Below are 24,916 nucleotides of genomic sequence, written 5' to 3' on the forward strand. Positions count from 1 at the left end.
CTACTCCTCGCCCTTGAGGGTACGGGCATGGGCGAAGGCGTCGTCCATGTCGAGAAAGCAGCGCAGCGGCCCCGGCTCGGCGTCGGCCAGCGCCAGGAAGGCGGCGATCCCCGCATTCAGCCCCACCAGCAGGCAGACGGCACCCAGCAGGCGGCACACCTGGGCCAGTTTGCGAACCTGCCGAAACTCGTGGTGATCGAGCAGCATGACCCCGGAGAAGTCGAGCAGCACCGCGTGCTGGCGCCCCTGCACCAGCCGCAGGGAGAGTGCCTGCATCAGTTGCTGCATGCCTTCGTCACCGAGGTCTGGCCGCATGCTGACGACGATGCAGCCAGCCACGTCGGCGATGCCCAGATCGTTGTTGAGCAACATGGGCGGCGCTCCTAGAGGGTGGATCCGACCCGCTTGAGGGCTATCTCGAACGCATCCCGCAGGGTCGCCGTGGTACGGATGTCACCGACCGAGACCCCCAGTTCCACCATGGTACGGGCGATGGCTGGCGAGACGCCGGAGATGATGGCCTCGCACCCCATGAACTGGGTGGCCTTGGTGATCTTGATCAGCTGATTGGCGACCCCGGTGTCCACGGTGGCGACCCCGGCGATGTCCAGCACGAAGACCCGGGCCCGGGTCTCGGCTATCTTGGTCAGCGACTTGTTCATCACGTCGGCGGTGCGCATGGAGTCGATGATCCCCACCAGCGGCAGCAGCAGGATCCCGTCCCAGATGGGGGTCACCGGGGTCGACATCTCCTGCAGCGACTTGTGCAGCTCCTCGCGCACCCTGGCGGCCTCTTCAGCCTCCTCCATGGCGCGTTTGAGCTGGTGATGCTGCTCCACCTGAGCCGTGATGTCGGTGGCAAACTTGACGATCTTGCTAGGTTTGCCGGTCAGATCCAGCACCGGGTTGTAGGATCCCTGGATCCAGACCTCCTGCCCCTGCTTGCCAATTCGGCAGAACTCCCCTGCCAGGTATTCGCCGCGGCGCAGGGTCTCCCAGAAGGCGCCATAATCGGCCGACTGGGCATAATCAGGGTCAACCAGCAGCCTGTGGTGCTTGCCTTTCAGCTCCTCCAGCTGATAACCCACGATCTCGAGAAAGCGCGGGTTGGCATCGAGAATGATGCCATCCAGCGAGAACTCCACCTTGCCCATAACCCGGCTCAGGGCGTTGAGCTGCCCCTCGAAGTTGGCGTTGAGCTGTTTCTGCTCGGTCAGATCCATGCTGTATTCGATGATCCGGCTCAGCGCGCCCTGCTCGTCCAGCAGGGGGCTGCAACTGCCCCGCAGCCAGATGTCCCGGCCGTGCCGATCCAGCCGGTGAAACTCTCCCTCCTGCTCCCTGCCCGCCTTCAACGCCTCCCAGTGGGCGGCATGAGCAGGCGAGTCGAGCACGTCGTGCGGCAACAGCATGGCGTAATGCTGGCCCTTGAGCTCGCTTAGCTGATAGCCCATGATGGCGAGAAAACGCGGGTTGGCGTCCAGGATCTGCCCGTCAGGAGAGAGTTCGAGTCTGGCCATCAGCTGGTCGATGGCATCGAGCCTGGCCTGGGGTGAAGAGGGAGTCGCTGTGTTCGGGTGGGCAACGGCGGTGTGCACGTCCATGGCATCTCCAATAAGGCGCAATTGACTTGAATGTCACTAGAAAGCGTACAGCAGTTATAGCCCACCGGGGCGAGAGCGTGGGACAAGAAGTGCCGAAAGAACCTGTCTGCGGGCGGGCCCTGGGCCTGGGGGCTTCGTCATGAACCTCCTGTATCGCGACTACCCCCAGGGTGCACTCACGTCCCTTCACTGTCACGACGGCCCGCAGTTTTGCTATCTGCATCGGGGCGGCGGCGTGATCAGCAGTGAGGGGACAGGCGTGCTGCTGGTGGCGGGTCAGCTCTGTCTGATCCCGGCCGGGCTGGCCCATGAGTTCAGGGTGCTGCGCCACTCCCAACTCAGTCTGGTCTATCTGGATGACCTGGATGGAGGGGGCGAGTTGACGACCCGCCAGGTGAGCCCGCTGCTGGCCGGCCTGTTCGATCGGCTGGCAGACATGGCGGAGCCGGGCCTCAGGGATGCCTATCTGACGGTACTGGCAGCCGAACTGAGACAGACGCCGGCGGCGACCGGATTCATGTTGAGCGCGGGGCTGGATGTGCGTCTGCTGCGGGTGCTGGAGCGGGTCTGCAGGCACCCTTCCATCGAATACGGGCTGGCGGAACTGGCTGCCGGTTCAGGGGCCTCGGTGCGCACCCTCAACCGGCTGTTCAGCCAGCAACTGGGCTGCAGCTTTCGACAATGGCGGCAACAGGTGGTGATGGGGCGAGCCCGCCAGTTGCAGCAACAGGGCCAGCCGCTGTCGCGGATAGCCCTTGAACTGGGGTACGGGGATTTCAGCGCCTTTTCTCACGCCTTCAATCGCTGCTTGCGGGAATCGACGGGGCCGTGAGACGGGAGCCGAGATCCCGGTCGGCTGGCTCCCCCGCCAGCAGGCAGGTCAGCTCATCGGTGTGACTCAGGCGCTCGCCCTGAAAGGTAAACAGGGCGCTCACCTTGCACTCGATCCGTGCGCCGTCGTGACGCCAGGCCCGCACCCGATGCAGGGAGTGCACCCGGTTTCCCTCTGCCAGCAGCGAAACAAAACGGATCTCGCAGCGGGCCAGGCTCTGGCGCAGGGCCAGCAGGTGTTGTTCGAAGGCGGCGCGATCCAGCCGCTGGTCATCCACCAGCTGGACATAGTCCGGGCAGAACCAGTGATCGAGTTCGGCCGGGGTGAAATCGGGGTCGCAGATGACCCGGTTGAGGCAGGCTTGCAGCCGTTGCTTGTAATCCATGATGGGCTCCTGAGTGGATGGGAGCGGCCAGTATGGGGCCTGTGGTCTGCTTCGGCCTTGGCGTCTACGCCATCCTGTTTGGCGATTGCGCCAAGATGGGGGCTTGCGGTAGTGATGCGTGCCACCTGGCCCTGTTTTGTGGCTGGTTTCACGGTTTTCGGTGGCGGCATGGGGCAGGATCGGCCCCCTGTTTCCTTCATGTGACGAGTCGTATCATGTCCGCATTGCCCCGTTTTGCCCTGCTTGCCTCCCTGGTTGCCGCCAGCCTGACCCTGCCTGCCGTGGCCGTCGAAGCTCCGGCCAGCCCTGTCGGTGTCACTGCGGTGACCCTGTCCCAGCAGGCGCCCATTCACTGGGTGTCGGTGGCGCAGATTGCCAGGAGCCTGGATGGGTTGCCGCCGATGGCGGTCGGTTTTGACATCGACGACACCCTGCTCTTCTCCAGCCCGGGGTTTTATCGCGGCAAGCAGGAGTTCTCCCCCAACGACGAGAGCTACCTGAAGAACCCCGCCTTCTGGGAGAAGATGAACAACGGTTGGGACGCCTTCAGCGTGCCGAAAGAGGTGGGCAAGGCGCTCATCGCCATGCACCTCCAGCGCGGCGATCACATCTATTTCGTTACCGGCCGTTCGGCCACCAGGACCGAGACCGTCAGCCAGACCCTGCAGCAGACCATGAACATTCCGGCCGACCAGCTCAACCCGGTGATCTTCGCCGGTGACCAGCCGGGCCAGAACACCAAAGTGCAGTGGCTCAAGGAGAAGCAGATGAAGGTCTTCTACGGCGATGCCGATGGCGACATCAAGGCCGCGCAGGAGATCGGTATTCGCGGCATCCGGCTGCTGCGCGCGGCCAACTCCACCTACCGGCCGCTGCCGCTGGCTGGCGCGTTAGGGGAGGAGGTGATCGTCAACTCCCAGTACTGATGTTCATCCCTGCATGAGAAAAGGGGCCGGATCCTGTCAGGATCCGGCCCCTTTTTTGGGCGTCTAGCGGGCGGCGAAGGTGTTGCAGCTGGCGGGCTTGCCGCTGTCAAAGCCGCGCTTGAACCAGGCGTAGCGCTGGGCCGAGCTGCCGTGGGTGAAGCTGTCCGGGATCACCCGGCCCTGGCTCTGCTGCTGCAGACGATCGTCGCCGATGGCCTGGGCGGCCTTGAGCGCCTCCTCCAGATCACCGGTTTCCAGCACCTGTTCCCGCTCCATGTAGTGGCCCCAGACACCGGCAAAACAGTCGGCCTGCAACTCGAGTTTGACCGACAGCTTGTTCTGCTCGGCCCGGCTCAGCCCCTGCTGCTGTTCACGCATCTTGCGCTCGATGCCGAGCAGGTTCTGCACGTGGTGGCCCACCTCGTGCGCCACCACGTAGCCCTGGGCGAAGTCGCCGTCGGCTCCCAGCTTGTCGCGCATCTCCTGATAGAAGGAGAGATCGATGTAGACGGTGCGATCGGCCGGGCAGTAGAAAGGCCCCATCACCGACTGACCCTGGCCGCAGCCGGTACGGGTTGCACCGCGATAGAGCACCAGTTTGGGGGCCTGATAGCGGTTGCCGCTCTGCTGGAAGATCTCGCCCCAGGCATCCTCGGTGGAGGCGAGCATCACCGAAGTGAACCTGGCGAGGGGATCCTTGGCCGGCTGAGACATCTCCTGACGCTGGGGCAGGGTCTGGGATGCCGGCTCGTTGAGCAGGGGGGAGAGATCCACCCCGTAATAGCCGGCCACCATGACCACCACCAGCAGGATCAGACGCCCCTTGCCGCCGATGGGGAGCCCGCCACCGCCCCCCTGCTGGCGTCTGTCTTCCACATTGTTGCTCTCGCGGCGATCTTGCCAGCGCATATGCTTGCTCCCCTGCTGTCCGGTGGCAGTAATGATAATGGCTGGCGGGACGGCTTGCCTAACGGGAGCAGGCCGGCGGTCGGGTTGCCGCCGGCGGGCAAGAAGGTTTATTCGGCCCAGGGCATCTCGGGCAGGGAGTCCAGAAACTGGCCGTAGCGCTCGAGGTTGAAGGGGCCCTGATCCGCTTCCATCGCCATCAGCTCGGCCCCCAGGGCGCAGGCGATATACTGCAGCGCCTCCTCGCGTGGGGTGCCCTTCATCACCAGCCGCATCAGGGTCGCCTTGACCTGCAGCGGGTGGCCGTCGCTCAGCTGGTTGTCGACCATCTCCAGCAGGGTTTGCTCGTCGAAGAACTCGGTGGGTTCGCTCATGTGCTGTGCCTCGTCATGTCATAAGGGATGCCAGTATAGCGATATAGCTATTAACACATTGAAATATTTCGATAAAAACATTTCGGTATGGGCTGTTTTTGTTACTCATAATTAATGTGGGTTTGCGGTCTGCAAACGACAACCATCATGAAATCGCATGGACGGATACCAATATGCCCACCATAGACTCGCTGTTATCCAAGCCCCAGAACCTGCCCAACGTGCCCGAAGTCATGCGCGAACTGGTGCAGACCTTCAATGAGAAAGAACCGGATATCCTGTTGATTGCCAAGAAGATCAACAAGGATCCGGTGATCTCCGCCAAGCTGCTGCGGCTGGCCAACTCCGCCAAGTTTGGTGGCAGTCGCCAGGTCGCCACCGTCAACGAGGCCGTGGTGCGGCTCGGGGTCGACGTGGTGCGCAACATGGTGTTCGCCTGCGGTCTGACCGGCTCCATCGGTGCCGTGCCCGGCATCGAGCTCAAGCATTTCTGGGGCAAGGTGTTCGACGTGGCCGAACTGGCCAGGCGGCTGGCCAAGCTGAAGGGCATGAAGGGGGAAGAGGTGTTCACCTGCGCCCTGCTCTACGACATGGGGCGGCTCATCATGCACGTGGGGCTGCCGGAGAACATGGTGAACCACATCAAGGATCTGGAACCCAGCAAGGGACGCGCCAAGGCCGAGGAGCTGGTGGTCGGCTTCAACTATGCCCAGACCGGGGCCGAGATGGCCAGGCGCTGGCAATTCCCCCTGAGCATCTGCCATGCGGTGGAGTACCACTACAACCCCTTGCTGGCCAAGGAGTTCTCTGCCGAGGCTGCGCTCATCCATCTGGCCATCGCACTGGCGGCGCAGTCGGATGTGGGGGAAGCGCCGCCGCCCGAGTGGCCAACCCAGGTGGCCGAGCGACTCGGCCTCGCCTGGCCCGATTGCGCCGCCGTGTTCGTGGCGCTGCGCGAGCAGGGCAACGGTTATGCCGGCTTGCTGGCGGCCTGACGCCACCCATTTCATCGACCAGGGCCGCACCGCGGCCCTTTTTCATGGTGACGGCCTTGCCAATGAGCGGTTGCGGGGGCAGTCTTGGGGCCTGTCTCTTCTAAGCGAGCCCTTGTCATGATCCTCTCCGAGCGCCTGGAACTGCGTGAACTGACGGTTGCCGATGCCCCCTTCATTCTCGAACTGCTCAACGATCCCGACTTTCACCGCTACATCGGCGATCGGGGCATCCGCACCCTGCAGGATGCCGAAAACTACATCCAGCAAGGGCCGGCGGTCAGCTATGCCCGTCATGGTCACGGTCTCTATCTGGTGGCAAGGCGCAGCGACGGCGCCAAGCTCGGCATCTGCGGCCTGATCAAGCGTGATACCCTGCCTTGTGAAGACATTGGCTACGCCTTCCTGCCCGCCTGGCGCGGTCAGGGTTATGGCATCGAAGCGGCGCAGGCGGCGCTGCAGGATGGTCGGGAGCGGCTTGGCATCGAGCGAGTGGTAGCCATCGTCACCCCGGGCAACGCGCGTTCGGTGGCGCTGCTGGCCAAGCTGGGGCTGGTGCAAAGCCGGTTGGTCAAACTGGCCGAGGATGCGGATGAGTGTCTGTTGCTGGAGGCAGTAACGGCATGACACTGATGAAACAGCAGGAGGAGGCTCACGTTTTCGGGGGCAAGTGCCCCGTTTCCTGAGATCTTGCCCGCCAGCCCATCAAATATGCGTTTTGGGGCGTCTCTGCTCCGTAAGCGATAGTTCGTGGGATAAAGGCCGGGGCTATGTCGCTCCCGGCTAGTATCACTCAGCCTCTGGTCTTGGCGATCAGCGCCTCCAGGCCATCGAGTGCCTGCTCCAGATAACTGCGCGGGCAGCCGAGATTGAGGCGAATAAAGCCCCGTCCCCCTTCACCGAAGCCGATCCCCATGGAGGGAACGATCCTCGCTTCTTCGATGAGCCGCAGTTTCAGCTCATCGTCCGCTATCCCCAGCTGGTTGCAATCGATCCAGGCCAGATAGGTGGCATCGGCGTCCATCAGTTGCAGCTCTGGCAATCGGGTTGCCAGCTGGTGGGCAAACCAGCGCCGATTCTCTGCCAAATAGGCAAGCAAGCTGTTCAGCCAGTTCTCGCCATGCAGATAGGCCGCGGTCGCCGCCTCCATGGAGAGTGCATTGAACACATCCAGACCATGGGCGTCGAGACGCTGTTTAAAGCGCTGGCGCAGCGCAGGGTCCGGGATGATGAAGTTGGAGATGCGCAGCGAGGAGAGACCGAAGCTCTTGCTGGCGGAGGTCGCCACCACCATGTTTGGCAACAGATGGGCAGGCAAGGAGAGAACCGAGGTGTGCCTGTGGCCATCCAGTTGCAGGTCTGCCCAGATCTCGTCTGATACCAGGGTCACGCCGTGTTGCTGACAGAGCGTTGCCAACTCATGGAGCTCGGTGAGCGTCCAGCCTCTGCCAGTCGGGTTGTGGGGATTGCAGAGGATCATCATGGCGGGGCGCTCCACCATGAAGAGGCGCGCCAGCTGTGGCAGGTCCATCTGGTAGCTGCTCCCTGTGCGCTGCAGTGGATTGTCAAGCAGACGTCGCTCATTCAGACCGATGATCTTGGCAAAGGATCCATAGCAGGGACCCTGGATAACCACCCCTTTCCCGGGGCGGGTCAGCATTTGCAGCAGCAACGAGATGCCAGGTATCACCCCCTCGATGGAATGGATCCACTCCCGTTCGATGGTTAGCCGATGGCGCCGGTCAAACCACTGTTGCATGGCCGTGAAGTAGTCATCCCGCCGTTCGCTGTAACCAAAAACGCCGTGGGCTACCCGCTGTTGCAAAGTCTGTTGTACTGCTGGCGGACAGGCAAAGTCGAAATCGGATACCCACATGGGCAGCAGGTCGGTGCCATCAATGCCGAGGTACTGGGGCATGCAGTCCCACTTGATGGAGTTGGTATTGCGGCGATCAATCACGCCGTCGAAGTGATGGTCTGCCATTTTAGCGCTCCTCAGCAGTGGTCATTGTCTGTGGCTCGATGGCCACCGCTTGCTGCTCCGTACGCGCAATCCCGATGCCGGTAAAGCCGTAGGCAAGGGCGAAGAAGATGGCGGCGTAGCACTGAATGGCCCAGGGCAGATAATCGAGTGTAGAGACACCAAGAGTACCCGCCATATAGACGCCAGCGGCAGTCCAGGGGATCAGGGGTTCAATCACGGTGCCCGCATCCTCAATGGTGCGGGAGAGGTTCTTGGTGTCCAGCCCCATTCGGCGGTAGGCATCCTGAAACAGCTCGCCCGGGATAAGCAGGGCAAGCTTGCCGTCACTGGTGGCTCCGGTGACCAGCAGAGTGGTGGCGATGGTCGAGGCGATCAATTGGCCAGTTGAGTGAATCAGGGTTAGCAGGCGATTGATGATGAGGTCAAGCGCTCCTGTCAGAGTGAGTACTCCCGCGAAGGAAAAAGCGCAGAAAACCAGCAGAATGGTGCTCATCATCGAGAACATGCCACCGCGATTGAGCAGACGGGGAATATCGGGGATCAGCTGGCTGACGTCATGACCCAGCGGAGTAAACATGGTGAGGTCGAAGCCGTCGATCAGGGCATTGAAGCCGGACTGGAGTGGCAATCCCTGCATGGTGACCCCGAGGCCGATAGCGATGGCGCTGGCCAGCAGCATCAAGGGGATGGTGGGTTTCTTGACGATCGCGCCCCACAGCACGATCAGCGGAGGTAGCAACAGCAGAGGATGGAACTGGTAAAGCTGCTCCAATGTGGACAGGATGGTGAGTACCTTCTCCGGTGTGGCTACCTCTGCCCCGATGGCAGAAAAACCGGCGAAGAAGAAGACGCCGGCAGCCAGCACGAAGCTGGGTAGCGTAGTCCAGAGCAGATGCTGGATATGAGCGTAGAGCGTGGTATCGGCCACAATGGCGGCAAAGTTGGTGGAGTCGGAGAGAGGGGAGATCTTGTCACCGAAATAGGCGCCGGATACCACGGCCCCGGCTGCGGCGGCTAGCGAGACATCCAGACCGTGTGCCACTCCCATCAGTGCCACCCCGACAGTGCCTGCCGACCCCCAGGATGTACCGGTACAGACCGAGACCAGACTGGTGATGAAGAAAGCCGCGATAAGAATGTACTGCGGGCTGATCAGCTTGAGTCCCCAATAGACCATGTAGGGGATGGTACCGCTGAACATCCAGCTGCCAATCAGACCGCCGACACAGACCAGAATAAGGATGACAGGCATCGCCTTGGCCAGCTTCTGGACGATGGAGTGAATGATCTCGTCCCAGCTATAACCTTGCCAGCAGGCAAGCAGTGCGGTGAAGACGGCGGACAGCAGCAGCAGTGGTTCGATGCGCAACCCCATCAAGACATAGCCAACGATCAGGAGTCCCAGCATCACCAGCAGGGGCAGAGCGGCCAGCCCCAGGGTCAGGTGTTTTCTCTCTTGTTTCATCACGGTTGATCCATGGTTTCAGAACATGCCGCCATTGTGTGGCGAGCAGTCTGGCGGAAGTGTGAGCCTTGGCTCCCGGCTATGTAACCGGTTACATGGTGTCATGAAACGTGATCATGGTCGCAGCGCGGGGCTGGCATCAGTGTTGAAACGGACTCTCGAATGATCAGTGAAGGGCTGAATTCATGACAACCAGGTCCCGTATCCTTTTGTTGCAGTCTGGCAATGGCCAGCTCGGCAGCCCGTTTGGCCATCGTCTCTATGGGGTAGTGAAGGGTAGTGAGAGTCGGGTAGAGATAGCGAGCCAGCAGGATGTCATCAAACCCGATAATCGACAGAGCGTCGGGGAGCCGGTGCCCGCATTTTCTCAGGTGCGCCATCATGCCTGCCGCCATCACGTCGTTGAAGGTGAGCACGGCGGTGACTTCCGGGCACTCAGCCAGCAGGTGTGCTGCTGCTTGCTCACCGCCCTCTTCGGTGAAAGGCTGGCTGATAATCCAGTGTGGCTTGATGGCCAGATGGTAGCTGGCCATCCCTTGCTGATATCCCTCCAGGCGCAACTGCCGATCGGCGATGGGCAGATCGCAGGTTATGAAGCCGATATGGCGATGGCCTTGTGCCACCAGATGATCGACGGCGGCTCTGGTACCCGCCCGGTTGTCCAGCCAGATGCTGCGGTGAGCCAGCTCGGGCAGATAGCGATTGATAGGAATGAGTGCCGGCATGTGGGCCGCATAGCGCAGAAGCACTTCGTCGGAGAGGCGGGTGGTATGGGCAACGATCGCTTCGCAGCCCTGGTTGATCAGAAACTCAAGCCCATATCGTTCCTGTTCGTGCTGATGGGAACCGCTGCACACCATCAAGCGAAAGCCGTGGTGGCGGCTGATGGCTTCCACTCCGCGAGCCAGTCTGGCAAAGAAGGGGTCGGCGAGATTGCCGGTCAACAGGCCAAGCATATTGCCGCTTCGCTTGGCCAGCGCAACGGCAGCCATGTCCCGTCGATAATCCAGTGTGCGCATCGCCTTGTCGACCCGCTCCCGGGTCGCGGGTTCAACGTAGGCCGAGTTGTTTATTACCCGTGATACGGTTGCTGTCGAGACGTTGGCTAGTGCTGCGACCTGCTTGATCGTGGCCATCCACTCGCTTCCTGGTCGTGAAGGAGGGGCTAGTTATAACGGCATCTCTTGGTGCCGGCTATCGACAGTGAAGAGAGAAGGGGAGATATGTGATCGACTTGGCAGTGCCGGGGAATGAGGCAAAGAGGCCGCCGTGAGTTGCGGCCTGTCTGCATCGGGCGCTGCCGGTGGGCAGGCAGGATCAGTTGAGCTCTTCGATGGAGAACTCGCCGGCAATGCCGTCACAGGAGACGGCGAAGCCGCCGCTGAAACGGGTGCTGAACTGGATCAGAAACGCATCATAGTCGTGCTCTTGCACGGGCAGGTTGATGGGTTTGCTGCGACGCAGGGGTTTGCGAGTTTGTACGCTTTTCATCATGGTATTTCTCTATATAAATTAAGTTTTTGCTCCTTGTATTGGCAAATGTCAGGTCGATGGGCGCGGTCAGCAAGATAGCGGACGAGCGCGCAGGAATACCCAGCCCGGTTCAGGGGCGTCTGCACTTTCAAGGAATGCGCCAAGGACCACGCGGATGCATGATGCTACTTGGGAGTGGGCAGATCGGGTCTGCACCGTGAGAGCCGGGCAACGCAGGCGGACAGCCTGAACGGTTCTCAGGGCGAGTAAATCAGAAGAAGGTTATGCGGGTACTGACAGGATTCATCGTGAGGTGAAGCATTGCAGGGCAAACATAAACAGGGCTGATTAACTAGCCGGCGCGCATTCTCTCCTCGACATGGGTAAAAAGCAAACAATTATTTGCAGTTTTTCCTTCAATGCCGTCTGTCGGCCACAAAAAGGGCTCCTTAAGGAGCCCTTTTTTCATCATCAGGTGACCATCAGCCGATGGCTCAGTAGTCGCCGCAGGCCTTCTTGGCTGCGGTGATCATGGGGGTGATGGTCATGCCCTGTACCACGATGGAGAACATCACCACCGAGTAGGTCATCACCAGGATCACCTGGCGCAGGTCGACGCCGTGCTCCGGCAGCATCATGACGCCGGACGGCAGTGCCAGCGCCATGGCCATGGCAAGACCGCCGCGCAGACCGCCCCAGGTGAGGATCCGCACCGAGAACTTGTTGTAGCTGCGGAACTTGCGGAAGGCCACATAGGGCAGCGACACGCTGATGAAGCGGGCGGCCAGGCAGAGCGGCACCGCGATGACCAGCAGGATCCAGTCTTGCCAGGCCAGATCCAGCAGCACCAGCGCCAGACCGATCAGCAGGAACAGCAGGGCGTTGAGGAACTGGTCCATCAACTCCCAGAAGTGATCCAGGTGATGGCTGCTCTGTTCGGAGAAGCCGCTGTGACGGGTCCAGTTGCCGATCATGATGCCGGTCACCACCATGGCCAAGGCGCCGGAGACGCCGATCATGTTCGCGAAGGCGAAACCGGCGGTCGGGATGCAGAGGGTCAGCAGCAGCTCCAGCGAGCCGTCATCGGTGGCGCTGATCATCACGTGAGCGATGAGACCCAGCACGGCACCGAACAGGATGCCGCCGAGGGCCTCATGCAGGAACAGGCCGGCAACGCTGCCGAAGGTGGGCTCGACGCCGCCAAAGGCCACGGCAAACACGGTGGCGAAGATCACCAGACCGACACCGTCGTTGAACAGCGACTCCCCCTCGATCTGGATGGCGATCTGGGGTGGTGCCTTCATCTTCTTGACGATGGCCAGCACGGCGATGGGGTCGGTGGGGGAGATCAGGGCACCGAACAACATGCAGTAGACCAGCGGCACGTCCCAACCCAGCAGCTTGGCGATGAACCAGAAGCCATAGCCGATGAGGAAGGTGGAGAGCAGGGTCGCCAATATGGCCAGAATGGTGATTTCCCACTTCTGGCTGCGCAGGGCTTTCAGGTTGATCCCGAGACCACCGGCGAACAGCAGGAAGCCCAGGATCCCCTTCAGCAGGAAATTCTGGAAGTCGATGCTCTCCATGGTCTTGACGGCCAGGGGTTCCAGATTGAACCAGCCCAGCTTACCGAACAGCACCATCAGCGCGGAGATCAGCATGGAGCCCGCAGTGATGGCGATGGTGGTCTGGATCTTCACAACATACTGATTGGCAAAGGCGATAAAGATCGCCAACGCTGCCAGGAAGCAGAGTGTGTAGTAGACGCTCATAGTTATTTTTCTCTTTAGTAAACAGCAAGCACGTATCCCTATTGAGGACGGGCATAGGGTACTCTTGGGTCACATGTTACTCATTACCCATTTGTGAGTATATAGAGCGCCAATATAGACAGATAGACGGCTAGATTTCCATTTGATTTGTTTGCTGTTAGGATGCTGGTTACGCAGTTGCATGGATGTAAGAGGAACGAGCGGTGTCGAACAAAAAGTCGGATGTGACAAACAAGCTGGAAGCCTGCCTCAAGGAGCGGATCCTGATCATCGACGGGGCCATGGGCACCATGATCCAGGGCTACAAGCTCGGTGAGGCGGACTACCGGGGGGAGCGGTTTGCCGACTGGCATACCGACATCAAGGGCAACAACGATCTGCTGGTGCTGAGTCGCCCCTCTGTCATTCACGAGATCCACGATCAGTACTGTGCCGCCGGCGCCGACATCCTCGAGACCAATACCTTCAACGCCACCCGCATCGCCATGGCCGACTACGAGATGGAAGATCTCTCGGCCGAGATCAACCGCGAGGCGGCCCGGCTGGCCCGCGCCGTGGCTGACGAGTGGACGGCGAAAGAGCCCCACAAGCCGCGCTTCGTGGCAGGGGTGCTGGGGCCCACCAACCGCACCGCCTCCATCTCGCCGGACGTGAACGACCCCGGCAAGCGCAACGTCACCTATGACCAGCTGGTGGCCGCCTACACCGAATCGACCCATGCCCTGATCGAGGGCGGCGCCGACATCATCCTGATCGAGACCATCTTCGATACCCTCAACGCCAAGGCGGCCGCCTTCGCGGTGGACCTGGTGTTCGAGGAGCTGGGCTATAGCCTGCCGGTGATGATCTCCGGCACCATCACGGACGCCTCCGGCCGCACCCTCTCCGGTCAGACCACCGAGGCCTTCTACCATTCGCTGCGCCACGTCAAACCCGTCTCCTTCGGTCTCAACTGCGCGCTGGGCCCGGACGAGCTGCGCCAATACGTGGAGGAGCTCTCCCGCATCAGCGAATCCTGCGTCAGCGCCCACCCGAACGCCGGCCTGCCGAACGCCTTCGGCGAGTACGACCTCGACGCCGCCGAGATGGCGGAGCACATCCGCGAGTGGGCCCAAAGCGGCTTTCTCAACCTGGTGGGCGGCTGCTGTGGCACCACCCCGGCCCACATCCGCGCCATGAGCGACGCCGTGGCGGGCATCAAGCCCCGCGCCCTGCCGGATCTGCCGGTGGCTTGCCGTCTGTCGGGCCTGGAGCCCCTCATCATCACCCCCGAATCCATGTTCGTGAACGTGGGTGAGCGCACCAACGTCACCGGCTCGGCCAAGTTCAAGCGGCTCATCAAGGAGGGGCTCTACGACGAGGCCCTGGACGTCGCCAAGCAGCAGGTGGAAAACGGCGCCCAGATCATCGACATCAACATGGACGAGGGGATGCTGGATGCCGAGGCGGCCATGGTGCGCTTCTTGAACCTCATCGCCGGCGAGCCGGACATCGCCCGGGTGCCGGTGATGATCGACTCCTCCAAGTGGGAAGTGCTGGAGGCCGGTCTCAAGTGCGTGCAGGGCAAGCCGGTGGTCAACTCCATCTCCATGAAGGAGGGGGTGGACAAGTTCATCGAGCAGGCGAAATTGCTGCGTCGTTATGGCGCCGCCGTCATCGTGATGGCGTTCGACGAGGTGGGCCAGGCGGATACCCGCGCCCGCAAGTTCGAAATCTGTCAGCGCGCCTACCGCATCCTGGTGGATCAGGTGGGCTTCCCGCCGGAAGACATCATCTTCGACCCCAACATCTTCGCGGTGGCGACCGGCATCGACGAGCACAACAACTACGCGGTGGACTTCATCGACGCGGTGAAGGACATCAAGGATAACCTGCCCCACGCCATGATCTCCGGCGGCGTCTCCAACGTCTCCTTCTCGTTTAGGGGCAACGAGCCGGTGCGCGAGGCGATCCACGCCGTCTTCCTCTACCACGCCATCAAGAACGGGATGGACATGGGGATCGTCAACGCCGGCCAGCTCGCCATCTATGAAGACATCCCGGCCGAGCTGAAAGAGAAGGTCGAGGCGGTGGTGCTCAACCTCAACGACAACGCCACCGAGGAGCTGCTGGCCATCGCCGAGAAGTACCGCGGTGCCGGCGCCCAGGCCGAAGATCCGCGGGAGCAGGAGTGGCGCAGCTGGCCGGTGGGCAAGCGGCTGGAACACGCCCTGGTCAAGGGCATCACCGACTTCATCGAGGAGGACACCGAAGAGGCGCGCGCCCAGGCCGAGCGGCCGCTGCACGTCATCGAGGGGCCGCTGATGGACGGCATGAACGTGGTGGGCGATCTGTTCGGCGCCGGCAAGATGTTCCTGCCCCAGGTGGTGAAGTCGGCCCGGGTGATGAAGCGGGCGGTGGCCTACCTGCAACCCTACATCGAGGCGGAGAAGTCCGGCGGCTCCAGCAACGGCAAAATCGTGCTGGCCACCGTCAAGGGCGACGTGCACGACATCGGCAAGAACATCGTCGGCGTGGTGCTGCAGTGCAACAACTTCGAGATCATCGACCTCGGGGTCATGGTGCCTTGCGAGACCATCCTCAAGACGGCGCGGGAGGTGGGGGCTGACATTATAGGCCTGTCGGGCCTCATCACCCCGTCGCTGGACGAGATGGTGCATGTGGCGAAAGAGATGGAGCGCCAGGGCTTCAAGCTGCCGCTGCTGATCGGCGGCGCCACCACCTCCAAGGCGCACACCGCGGTGAAGATAGAGCAGAACTACTCCGAGCCCGTGGTCTATGTCTCCAACGCCTCCCGCGCCGTGGGGGTGGCCCAGAGCCTGTTGAGCGAGGATCTCAAACCTGCCTTCGTCGCCCGCATCGACAAGGAGTACGAGATTGCCCGCGAGCAGCACGCCCGCAAACAGCCGCGCTCGCGCCCCATCACGCTGGCGGAGGCCCGTGCCAACCGCCATCAGCTGGACTGGGTGGGGTATGAGCCGCCGGCGCCCCAGGAGCCGGGTGTGCAGAAGTTCGAAAACGTGCCTATCTCGGTGCTGCGCCCCTACATCGACTGGACGCCGTTTTTCCTCAGCTGGGAGCTGGCGGGCAAGTTCCCCCGCATTCTGGAGGACGAGGTAGTGGGGGAGGAGGCAACGCGCCTCTTTGCCGACGCCAACGCCATGCTGGATCAGCTGGAGAAAGATCAGAGTGTGCGCTGCGCCGGCATCATTGGCCTGTTCCCCGCCAACGCCGTGGGGGACAGCATCGAGGTCTACACCGACGAGTCGCGCACTGAAGTGAAAAAAGTGCTGCACCACCTGCGCCAGCAGAGCGAGAAGCAGGGTTTCCCCAACTACTGTCTGGCGGACTATGTGGCGCCGAAGGAGAGCGGCAAGCCCGACTGGATCGGCGCCTTCGCGGTGACCGGCGGCATCGGCGAGGAGGCCATCGCCAAGGCCTACAAGGCGGATCACGACGACTACAACGCCATCCTCATTCAGGCGGTGTGCGATCGTCTGGCAGAGGCGTTTGCCGAATACCTGCACGAGCAGGTGCGCAAAGTGCACTGGGGTTATGCCCCGGACGAGGCGCTCAGCAACGAGGAGCTGATCCGCGAGAACTATCGCGGCATACGCCCGGCACCCGGCTACCCGGCCTGCCCGGAGCACACGGAGAAGGGCAGCATCTGGGAGTTGCTGGATGTGGAGCAGGCCATCGGCATGCAGCTCACCGAGTCCTATGCCATGTGGCCGGGGGCGGCGGTGTCCGGCTGGTACTTCTCCCACCCCGACAGCAAGTACTTCGCGGTGGCCCAGATCCAGCGGGATCAGGTGGAGGACTACGCCGTACGCAAAGGGATGACCCTGGCAGAGGCCGAACGCTGGCTGGGGCCGAACCTGCACTGAGGCGTCGGCCCGATTGATCCTCGCTGAAGGAGGTGGCATCCAGACCCGGGAGACAGACCAGTCTGGTGCCGTCGTTTGACAAGCGGGTGACAGCGGGATGGCAGCGCACGTTTCTGTGTGGTTTGTCTTGTTGTCAGGAGAAACAATTGGCGTTGTCTTGGCGCTGTGGCACTTTATACTCTCCCGCCCCATCCTGCCCAGGCACTGCCTCCTAGCGGAATTGTCATGAAGATCGCCATTTTATCCCGTGAGCCGAAAAACTACTCCACCCGCCGTCTGGTCGAGGTGGCGCAGGCGCGCGGTCATCAGGTCGAGGTGCTCGACACCCTGCGCTGTTACATGAACATCGCCTCCCACAACCCCTCCATCCATTACGAAGGACGGGAGCTGGAGAGCTATGATGCGGTGATCCCGCGCATCGGGGCCAGCATCACCTTCTACGGCACCGCCGTGCTGCGCCAGTTCGAGATGATGAACACCATGGCGCTCAACAGCTCGGTGGCCATCTCCCGCTCCCGCGACAAGCTGCGGGCCATGCAACTGCTCTCCCGCCACGGCATCGGCCTGCCGGTGACCGGCTATGCCCACAGCACCCACGACGTGCCCGACCTCATCACCATGGTGGGCGGTGCGCCCCTGGTGGTGAAGCTGCTGGAGGGAACCCAGGGGATCGGCGTGGTTCTGTGCGAAACCCAGAAGGCTGCCGAGAGCGTGATCGAGGCCTTCATCCAGACCAACAACAACATCCTGGTGCAGGAGTACATCCGCGAGGCCAACGGCGCCGACATCCGCTGTCTGGTGGTCAACGGCAAGGTGGTGGCGGCCATGCGTCGCCAGGCCCAGCCGGGGGAGTTTCGCTCCAACCTGCATCGGGGCGGCACCGCCGAGGCGATCAAGATAAGCCCGGAAGAGCGGGCCACCGCGGTGCAGGCCGCCAAGATCATGGGGCTGGACGTGGCCGGGGTGGATATCCTGCGCAGTGCCCGCGGCCCGCTGGTGCTGGAGGTCAATTCCTCCCCCGGCCTGCAAGGGGTGGAGGCTGCCTCCGGCAAGGACGTGGCCGGCAAGATCATCGAGTTTCTCGAGCTCAAGGCGAGTCGCAAGCACAAGCCGGCGGAGTGACGCCAAGCCTGCCGCCAACGCATTGCAAACAGGGCGCCTTCGGGCGCCCTGTTGTTATCTGGCGGGTGCCACAGCGCCCTCATCCTAAGGGAGAGGGAACAGTTCGGTGGTGCTGGGTCATCGTCGCTGGCCCGCGGTTGTCACCGCGAGCTGCGATGGCTTGCCAGGGGGAGCCTCCCTTCTCCCACCATTTTGAATAGACGGGGAGAAGGGCTGGGGATGAGGAGCGCTATGCCTTACCTTGCGCGGGGTCGTTGGTGATCATCGCCAATCGGGCGCTGAAGATGCCCTCTTCCAGCCGGGTCTCTATCTGCCAGCCCAGCTTCTCGCAGATGCGCTGGATGATGGTGAGGCCGCAGCCGTAGCCGAGGATCTGATCCGGCGCGGCAGCGGTGGGGTTGCTGATGGTGAGCAGGGGGCCGGTCAGCTCGATGTCGATGTGCCCCTCGGCGTAGCTGAGGGCATTCTTCAAAAGGTTGCCGAGCGCAATGGCGAGCAAGGAGAGGGGGGCCAGTGCCTCGCTCTCATCGTCCAGCTGTAGCCGAATATCCAGCTCCTCCCGCTGCAGCAGCGGGGCGAGGCGGGCCAGCTCCCGGCGTATGAGCGGTGCCACCTGCTGGGGTGGGCGCTCCACCTCTTCCTTGCGGCCCAGCAGCAGAAAGGTTTCGGTGAGCAGCGCCATCTCGTCGGCGGCGGCGCGAATGCGGGTGGTGGCGCGGGCGGCGGGGGCGGGCAGATCGCTCACCTTGCCGAGCAGGGCGGCCGAGCCCTGGATCACCATGTTGGGGGTGCGCAGCTCGTGGCTGGCGAAGCGGCTGAACTCCTGCTCGCGGGCAAATACCGCGGCCACCTCCTGTTTGCCGGCCAGCAGCGCCAGCTCAATGTCCCTGAGCTCCTGCCAGGGGGCATCGGGCACGAAGTCCGCCTGATCCGGGGTGAGGTGGGCAACCCGCTGCTGCAGCCGCTGCAGCGGTCGGGTGATGTGGCGTACCAGCCAGATGCCGAAGCCGATGCAACCGAGCAGCAGGGCCAGCCCGATCAGCCGGGTCGCCAGGTGCAGCTGATCCTCGTAAGGATCCAGGTAGTCGTCGGCGTCGTCGTTGAACACCAGGTAGAGCAGCCCCTCACCGGACGGGTGGGGCCGCACCAGGAAGTGCTTGTCCTCGTCCCCCAGCACGTGTTCGTAGAAGCCAGGACTCCGGTAGGGTTTGAGCCAGACCGGCAGGCGGCCGGCCTCGGTCCAGTAGCTGGAGAACTGGCGCGGACTGGGGGCGGGGGCCGCCATGCCGAGCCGCAACCAGTCGTCGCTGTAGCGGGTCACCTCCGCCTCCAGCCAGTGACGCAGGCTGAGTTCCTCCATCTTGTCCTCGGCCACCACCATCAGCAGGCTGATGATGATCAGCAGCAGCAGGCCGGCACCGCTCAGGGTGAGGATCAGGCGACGGCGCAGGCTGGGCAGGCTCATGACGGCCTCCCTGTGGGCAGGTTCAGGCAGCGCTGGCGGCCCATCATGGGGTCACCAGTCGATAGCCCTGGCCGTGCAGGGTTTCCAGCATGGGGGCAGGGAAGGGCTTGTCGAGGGCGTTGCGCAGGGCATAGATGTGGCTGCGCAGGGCGTCGGAGTCCGGCTCCTCGTCGCCCCAGACGGTGTCGAGCACCTCCTGGCGGGTGACCAGAGCGGGGGCCCGGCGGGCCAGCAGGGTGAGGATCTGGAACGGGATCTTGCCGAGCTTGAGCTCCACCCCGGCCCGGGTGGCGCGGCCGCTGGCGGGATCCAGGGTCAGCTCGCCCACGCACAGGGCCCCCATGTCGCTGCGGGGGCCGCGCAGGGCCAGCGCCTGCAGCCGCACTTCCAGCTCCTCCATGGCGAACGGCTTGACCAGGTAGTCGTCGCCGCCGGCCTTGAAGCCCGCCAGCTTGTCATCCAGGCTGTCGCGGGCGGTGAGAAACAGCACTGGGGTCGGGATCCCCTGCTCCCGCAGGCGGGCCACCGTGCTGAGGCCGTCGAGGCGCGGCATCATGACGTCCATGATGATGACGTCGAAGCGCTGCTCGGCCAGCAGCTGCAGGGCCGCCTGGCCGTGATAGGCGCAGTCCAGCCGGTGACCCGCCAGCTCCAGATAATCCATGATGGTTTCCGCGACCTGGGGATTGTCTTCCACCACCAGTATTTTCATGCTTTGATCTCCTGGTCTTGACCGCCATTTCACGGTCATCTCACACCGGATGAGGCATCCTGTGTGGCAGTGTAACCCCGAGGATCCCCGATGAAGAAGTCTCTCTGCACTCTCCTGCTGCTGATCTTGTTGCCACTCGGCGCTGCGCAGTCGGCGGAGTTCAAATTGACCGGCCGCACCACCTGGCAGCTGGGCCAGCTGATGGTCAACGGCATTCCCTTTGTGCTCGACGAACAGACCCGTTTCAAGGACGGGCTGAGAGAGGACGATCTCGGCGGTACCTGGGTCGACCTGGAAGGGGTGGTCGAGGGCGAACTGCGGCTGATCCGGGAGGTCGAGAAGCTGGAGGAGGATGACGAGATGGATCTGGAAGGGCCGGTGGAGCAGGGGCGGATCTGGGGTTATGTCACCTCGGACGACAGCCTGGCCCCGTTCGAAGGACGCTGGCTGGAGCTGGAGTGCAAGTTTGACGGCATGCGCCTGAGCCGCTGCCGCGAGGATGATTGACGCACGACAAGACGAACCGGGCGGAAAAAACCACTCAGCGGGCCCATAGTTAAACCTCGCACGGTTTCACTACGGGCCTTCTGCTATGACACGCACCTCCCTCCTGCTGCTGGCACTGCCGCTCTGCGCTCTGGCCGCCGATGGCGAACTCTGGCTAGTGGAGCTGGAACACAACGATGGCCTGCGCCTGCAGTTTCAGGGGGCTGAGGTGGAGCTTGGGAGCGCCCCGGTCTGGCGGCTTGGTGAGCCGTGGCAGCACCCCTTGCGGCCGGGTGATCACCTGGCCCTGCAGGTGACTGATGGGGTGGCTACCCGGATTGAGCTGTTGGCGGCCGGATCTCCGGCGATATCAGGCCGTTGGCAGCGGGCAGAGGATCGTTTGCGATCCTTCGATGGTCGGCACCTGGTGCTGGCTACACTCGGCACCTTGTCGCTCGACCGAAATGTGCGTTGGGTCAACGGTTCGGCTACCGACTTGCACGAGGGTAGTGCGCTGGTGCTGCTGCGTTCTGCAGATGGAATTTTACGTGAGATAACCATAATTAATCCGGAAGAGTAATTCAGGAACTTCTTATTTAATAAACGCCGTCATGTCCTGGATTGATATTAAATTATCCCGCCAGAATAATTATGATTAATCCCTCAATAAAGTTGCCGCTCTAATTATTTTCCCGCCTTGTATATATTTTGTTTGTCATGGATGAATTTTGGTGGTTTATTTTGTCTGTGGCGGGGCTCATTGGAGTTCATGCCTGTCAAAATGAAAGGTGTTATTTCTGCATAATAAAAAATATCGTCTGTCTGAAAGAGGAATAAATGATGAATAAAATAATAACAGTCAATCTGGTGCTGTTGGCATCTTCATTGATGCTCGTCCAGGCCCAGGCGGCTGAGCCAGTCTATCCTGACCAGGTCAAATGGTTCGGTCTGGGGGAGGGAGTCTGTGCCAGCAGCTATCGCCCCCTTACCCGTGATGAAGCCATGAGCATCAAGGGCAATCTGGTCAGCCGTATGGGACAGTGGCAGATTACCGGGCTGGCCAATCGCTGGGTGATCATGGGACCTGGATATAATGGAGAAATAAAACAGGGAACGGCGGGTGAAACATGGTGTTACCCCAACGCCCCTATCTCTGGAGAAATTCCTTCCCTCTCCGCATGGAATATTCCGGCAGGTGATGAAGTCGATGTGCAATGGCGAATGGTGCATGACAAAGATTATTTCATCAAACCTGTGAGCTATCTTGCCCACTATTTGGGATACGCCTGGGTGGGCGGGAATCATAGCCCCTATGTCGGGGAAGATATGGATGTGACCAGGCTCAGCGATGGCTGGTTGATAAAGGGAAATAATGATGGTGGTTGCTCTGGATACCGTTGTGGGGAGAAAAGTTCCATCAAGGTGAGCAACTTCTCGTACACGCTGGAGCCGGATTCCTTCAGTCATGGCCAGGTTACCGAGAGTGGCAAACAGCTGATCAAGACCATCACCGCCAATGCGACCAACTACACGGATCTGCCTCAGCAGGTGGTGGTTACCCTTAAGTATGACAAGGCCACCAACTGGTCCAAGACGGATACCTACAGTCTCAGCGAGAAGGTCGGCATCAAGAAGACGTTCCAGATCCCGCAGGTTTCCAGCACTGAATACTCGGTCGAGATTTCTTCAACCCAGAGCTGGGCCGAACAGAAGGGGGGAGCGACCACCGAGACCGTGTCGGTCGAGGCTCGCCCCACTGTGCCACCCCACTCCAGCGTGCCGGTGCGCGTCGCTCTCTACAAGTCCAACATCTCCTACCCCTATGAGTTCAAGGCCGAGGTGAATTATGACCTGACCATGAAGGGGTTCCTGCGCTGGGGAGGCAATGCCTGGTACACCCATCCGACCAATCGTCCGACCTGGGAGCATACCTTTGCCGTTGGCCCGTTCCGCGACAAGGCCAGCAGCATCCGTTATCAGTGGGACAAACGCTACATCCCGGGTGAAGTGAAGTGGTGGGACTGGAACTGGACCATCGGCGAGTATGGCCTGTCGACCATGCAGAGCAACCTTGGCCGCGTGTCGCGTCCGACCCGTTCGGCCGTGACCGGCGACTTCTATGCCGAAAGCCAGTTTGCCGGCGATATCGAGATTGGGCAGCCCCAGACTCGCGCCGCAGCGGCTGTTCAGCAACGAAGCGCTTCTGCCGAAGGGGTGGCTCTCACCGCCCTGGAACTAGATCAGGGCACGCTCGCCAGCGAAGGCTTTGGCAATGTGACCTTGACCATTACTCCAGCTCAATAATCCTCTTTAGCAGGCCCCTTCATGGGGTCTGCTGCTGACGCTTGCGGTGAACCATTTTTCCATTGGGGAGACCTGGGCTCTTGCTATCTATGTCGCCCGGTTCTCTTGGCTCTCGATGATGCGACTTGCTGACGGAATGATTGCGGGTTGAGCTTCAGCCGGACTGAAAACGGGGACAGAGTGGTAGCGAATAGTGTCGTCTGACCGGGTGGAGATGCATAGCTAAAGCAGCGCCACTGAGTGGCGCTGCTTTTCCTGTCACTGAAAGTGCATGTTTTCGAGAGGGATCTGGATGGCGTTCCAGGAGGTGGCACAGGGGATTGCACTCGGATAGGTAAACTCGAAGAGTTTCTGCTTCTCCTTGTTTATGCCTTGAATGATAACCCTGGTCCGGTTGTCGGCTGCTGCATAGTTGATGAGATAATCCCCTTGAGCTGCCAGCTTGTCTTCATAGATGCTGGAACAGATATCGGAATAGATGCCATCGTCAAAACTCCAGACCACTTGAGCCGTCTTGCTCTGGCTGTCGATAGCAAAGATGGCGGTCTGGCTGGTGGCCAGATCTATGCCGCTCGGGGTGCCGATAGGGTTGTTGAAACTCCTTCGCCCGTTGTTGAACAACATCAGTTTGCCATCCTTGGTCATGGAGATGGCATGCTGTCCTACCGGTGTCTGTCCGGAGGAGAGCGACAACGCCAGCTTCTGCAGGGAAGGATAGGAGTACCAGTGTTTGGTTTCATCACCAAGCAACCAGATCAGCTTGCCGGTGTTGTAGTCCAATTTGACGACAAAATTTTCCCGGCTGGAGACTACCAAAGTGTCATCGGACGGGTCATAGGTAGCTGCGTTCATGTGGAACCAGTCAGCACCGTTTCTGACAAAATTGCTGGGGTCGTCCCCCTCTTGCAACATGTATTCAGAAAATATCTTGCCGAGATCCCACTCCTTGATGACCTTGCCGTCAGTATCTATTTCACTGAGGAAAGATTCTAATTTCAATGCACCATCAGTGGTTCCATCCAGTTCAATCAATATTCCATGCTTGCCCTGATCAATATTATGATGGAAATAAGCATCACTTCCCATCAGTGTTCCGTTAATTGATATCGGAGATGCTTTCCCATAAAGTGATAACGAATTTATACTTATGTTTTTTACATGCCCTGTAATAAACTTACCTTCTTTGAAAATAGTTGACATAGAGTCATCTTTTACATCGGCATCCCAGCGAACATTACCATCAATATCCATGATAATGGGGTTTTTAAGGCGACTTTTTAAGTAAAAGTAGCTATATGTCGGTGTGGCAGAGGGTTTGATACTGATGCCTACATTGTCATAGACTCCTGCGCTGTCGACATAGGTGTCGGTGGCAATTGTCTTTTGAAATGCATAGTTACTGGCATCAACAAACTGAATGTTGACAGTCACTTCATTGGTATAGGCGCTGTATAAACCAAAGATGGGAAGCTGAACTCTGTTGCTGGATGCATCATACAGCCCATTGGTTAAAATATATTGCCAATCATAAGTGGCTGTTATCGGTTTGGCATAGCTGCCTATTTTTTGATTGATGGTGAAAGAGATGCTTTTAATTTTACTGTTATCCAACCCTGACAAGTCCAGTGCCGAAATAAAAACGGAGTCATGAATGTCGTTTTCAACAACTTGGGTTGCAGGATCATACTTGAATTGTTCCGCCAGTGTTTTACTGTTGTCACTTCCTCCGTTACAACCATATAGTCCGAAACATACGAGGCTGAACAAAAATGACTTTTTCATGTACATAGCAAACACCATCCCTGTGTTAATGAACTGTCCCCAGTGTAGCGAAAAAATCATGGTTGAGTAAAAAAATAAGCCATATATACTGGCGCCATCTTGTCGGAGTGCTGACCGTCGAACGACGCTAAGCTGAGACCGTTAATTCGGGATCCGTGGAACCTGATCAGGTTAAGACCTGCGAAGGGAAACAAGGGTAACTTGCGGGTTACCGCGCCGGGGAAGGAGCACCTTCCCGCCAGCCAGAGGCAGACCGCATCTGACTGGTACAGGCGCACAGGGGGAGGCTGTCCCATCCGGTTGTCCATAGGGCGCCGGGTTTCCAGACTAGGGAAACACCGGGATGGTTGAGCTGGGAAGAGCCATGCCCGACTCACTCCCCCCGAACACATCCCGCCGCAAGTTCATCTTCTCCTCGAACTCCAGACAAGCAAACACCCATAAC

The 24,916-nt window shown here is 60.5% G+C and carries 22 protein-coding genes and 1 riboswitch; of the genes, 9 read left to right on the plus strand and 13 right to left on the minus strand.

Going from position 1 to position 24,916, the window contains the following annotated elements; genetic code table 11:
* Both AB5Y81_RS14785 and AB5Y81_RS14790 read right to left on the minus strand, forming a co-directional pair.
* Positions 1 to 372: an anti-anti-sigma factor gene (locus AB5Y81_RS14785; protein WP_206219312.1), complete on the minus strand. Its 372-nt coding sequence runs from the start codon at positions 370 to 372 to the stop codon at positions 1 to 3.
* Positions 373 to 383: 11 nt separating this feature from the next.
* Positions 384 to 1,604, minus strand: a complete 1,221-nt coding sequence (locus tag AB5Y81_RS14790; RefSeq protein WP_126880974.1) for a PAS domain-containing protein — start codon at positions 1,602 to 1,604, stop codon at positions 384 to 386.
* 139 nt (positions 1,605 to 1,743) lie between these two features.
* On the opposite strand from AB5Y81_RS14790, the gene AB5Y81_RS14795 reads away from it, so the two are divergent.
* Positions 1,744 to 2,436, plus strand: coding sequence for an AraC family transcriptional regulator (locus AB5Y81_RS14795; RefSeq protein WP_279484973.1), 693 nt, complete (start codon positions 1,744 to 1,746; stop codon positions 2,434 to 2,436).
* Here AB5Y81_RS14795 and AB5Y81_RS14800 read toward each other — a convergent pair.
* Positions 2,402 to 2,821, minus strand: coding sequence for a nuclear transport factor 2 family protein (locus tag AB5Y81_RS14800; protein WP_005308147.1), 420 nt, complete (start codon positions 2,819 to 2,821; stop codon positions 2,402 to 2,404). The two genes, AB5Y81_RS14795 and AB5Y81_RS14800, sit on opposite strands and share 35 nt — an antisense overlap.
* A 215-nt stretch (positions 2,822 to 3,036) precedes the next feature.
* Here AB5Y81_RS14800 and aphA point away from each other — a divergent pair, with 215 nt between their 5' ends.
* Positions 3,037 to 3,747, plus strand: a complete 711-nt coding sequence (gene aphA / locus AB5Y81_RS14805; protein ID WP_024942699.1) for an acid phosphatase AphA — start codon at positions 3,037 to 3,039, stop codon at positions 3,745 to 3,747.
* 63 nt (positions 3,748 to 3,810) lie between these two features.
* Here aphA and AB5Y81_RS14810 read toward each other — a convergent pair whose 3' ends face one another.
* Both AB5Y81_RS14810 and AB5Y81_RS14815 read right to left on the minus strand, forming a co-directional pair.
* Positions 3,811 to 4,656 (minus strand): zinc metallopeptidase, encoded by an 846-nt coding sequence (locus AB5Y81_RS14810; RefSeq protein ID WP_279484971.1) that lies wholly within the window; start codon positions 4,654 to 4,656, stop codon positions 3,811 to 3,813.
* A gap of 107 nt (positions 4,657 to 4,763) precedes the next feature.
* Positions 4,764 to 5,027, minus strand: coding sequence for a hypothetical protein (locus AB5Y81_RS14815; protein WP_005308154.1), 264 nt, complete (start codon positions 5,025 to 5,027; stop codon positions 4,764 to 4,766).
* A gap of 173 nt (positions 5,028 to 5,200) precedes the next feature.
* Between AB5Y81_RS14815 and AB5Y81_RS14820 the strand changes: the two genes are divergently transcribed.
* Entirely contained in the window at positions 5,201 to 6,022 is an 822-nt protein-coding gene (locus tag AB5Y81_RS14820; RefSeq protein WP_162513074.1) for an HDOD domain-containing protein, read from the plus strand.
* A gap of 117 nt (positions 6,023 to 6,139) precedes the next feature.
* Positions 6,140 to 6,646 (plus strand): GNAT family N-acetyltransferase, encoded by a 507-nt coding sequence (locus AB5Y81_RS14825; protein WP_268027614.1) that lies wholly within the window; start codon positions 6,140 to 6,142, stop codon positions 6,644 to 6,646.
* Positions 6,647 to 6,812: 166 nt separating this feature from the next.
* Here the strand turns inward: AB5Y81_RS14825 and AB5Y81_RS14830 are convergent, their stop codons facing one another.
* The 5 genes from AB5Y81_RS14830 to AB5Y81_RS14850 form a co-directional block, all read right to left on the minus strand.
* Entirely contained in the window at positions 6,813 to 8,003 is a 1,191-nt protein-coding gene (locus tag AB5Y81_RS14830; protein ID WP_216973719.1) for a MalY/PatB family protein, read from the minus strand.
* Position 8,004: 1 nt separating this feature from the next.
* Complete coding sequence (gene nhaC / locus AB5Y81_RS14835; RefSeq protein ID WP_213344092.1) at positions 8,005 to 9,468, minus strand: Na+/H+ antiporter NhaC; 1,464 nt, start codon at positions 9,466 to 9,468, stop codon at positions 8,005 to 8,007.
* A 101-nt stretch (positions 9,469 to 9,569) separates the two neighbouring features.
* On the minus strand, positions 9,570 to 10,604 hold the full coding sequence (locus AB5Y81_RS14840) for a LacI family DNA-binding transcriptional regulator (protein ID WP_279484970.1): 1,035 nt from the start codon (positions 10,602 to 10,604) through the stop codon (positions 9,570 to 9,572).
* A 181-nt stretch (positions 10,605 to 10,785) separates the two neighbouring features.
* Entirely contained in the window at positions 10,786 to 10,959 is a 174-nt protein-coding gene (locus AB5Y81_RS14845; RefSeq protein WP_162518816.1) for a hypothetical protein, read from the minus strand.
* Positions 10,960 to 11,435: 476 nt separating this feature from the next.
* A complete protein-coding gene (locus AB5Y81_RS14850; protein WP_005308162.1) occupies positions 11,436 to 12,713 on the minus strand; it encodes a sodium:proton antiporter in 1,278 nt (425 codons plus the stop codon).
* A 203-nt stretch (positions 12,714 to 12,916) separates the two neighbouring features.
* Between AB5Y81_RS14850 and metH the strand changes: the two genes are divergently transcribed.
* Both metH and rimK read left to right on the plus strand, forming a co-directional pair.
* Positions 12,917 to 16,600, plus strand: coding sequence for a methionine synthase (metH, locus tag AB5Y81_RS14855; RefSeq protein WP_124250483.1), 3,684 nt, complete (start codon positions 12,917 to 12,919; stop codon positions 16,598 to 16,600).
* Between the two features lie 225 nt (positions 16,601 to 16,825).
* Positions 16,826 to 17,722: a 30S ribosomal protein S6--L-glutamate ligase gene (gene rimK / locus AB5Y81_RS14860; RefSeq protein ID WP_005308166.1), complete on the plus strand. Its 897-nt coding sequence runs from the start codon at positions 16,826 to 16,828 to the stop codon at positions 17,720 to 17,722.
* Positions 17,723 to 17,951: 229 nt separating this feature from the next.
* On the opposite strand, the gene AB5Y81_RS14865 is transcribed toward rimK, so the two are convergent.
* Positions 17,952 to 19,187 (minus strand): HAMP domain-containing sensor histidine kinase, encoded by a 1,236-nt coding sequence (locus AB5Y81_RS14865; RefSeq protein WP_124250484.1) that lies wholly within the window; start codon positions 19,185 to 19,187, stop codon positions 17,952 to 17,954.
* 43 nt (positions 19,188 to 19,230) lie between these two features.
* A complete protein-coding gene (locus tag AB5Y81_RS14870) occupies positions 19,231 to 19,899 on the minus strand; it encodes a response regulator transcription factor (RefSeq protein ID WP_010635346.1) in 669 nt (222 codons plus the stop codon).
* A gap of 90 nt (positions 19,900 to 19,989) precedes the next feature.
* On the opposite strand from AB5Y81_RS14870, the gene AB5Y81_RS14875 reads away from it, so the two are divergent.
* From AB5Y81_RS14875 to AB5Y81_RS14885, 3 genes are all read left to right on the plus strand, one after another.
* Complete coding sequence (locus tag AB5Y81_RS14875; RefSeq protein WP_044798981.1) at positions 19,990 to 20,406, plus strand: hypothetical protein; 417 nt, start codon at positions 19,990 to 19,992, stop codon at positions 20,404 to 20,406.
* Positions 20,407 to 20,491: 85 nt separating this feature from the next.
* Positions 20,492 to 20,965 carry a hypothetical protein gene (locus AB5Y81_RS14880; RefSeq protein WP_021463480.1) on the plus strand — a complete coding sequence of 158 codons (474 nt, stop codon included), beginning with the start codon at positions 20,492 to 20,494 and terminating at the stop codon, positions 20,963 to 20,965.
* 260 nt (positions 20,966 to 21,225) lie between these two features.
* Positions 21,226 to 22,689: an aerolysin family beta-barrel pore-forming toxin gene (locus AB5Y81_RS14885; protein WP_185450731.1), complete on the plus strand. Its 1,464-nt coding sequence runs from the start codon at positions 21,226 to 21,228 to the stop codon at positions 22,687 to 22,689.
* Positions 22,690 to 22,947: 258 nt separating this feature from the next.
* Here AB5Y81_RS14885 and AB5Y81_RS14890 read toward each other — a convergent pair whose 3' ends face one another.
* Complete coding sequence (locus AB5Y81_RS14890) at positions 22,948 to 24,471, minus strand: aryl-sulfate sulfotransferase (RefSeq protein ID WP_185450723.1); 1,524 nt, start codon at positions 24,469 to 24,471, stop codon at positions 22,948 to 22,950.
* Positions 24,472 to 24,564: 93 nt separating this feature from the next.
* A riboswitch (TPP riboswitch) is annotated at positions 24,565 to 24,678 on the plus strand.
* The last annotated feature ends 238 nt before the right edge of the window (positions 24,679 to 24,916 follow it).

The sequence above is a fragment of the Aeromonas sp. s2 genome (genome assembly GCF_040907935.1).
GTDB classification, from domain to species: domain Bacteria; phylum Pseudomonadota; class Gammaproteobacteria; order Enterobacterales; family Aeromonadaceae; genus Aeromonas; species Aeromonas dhakensis.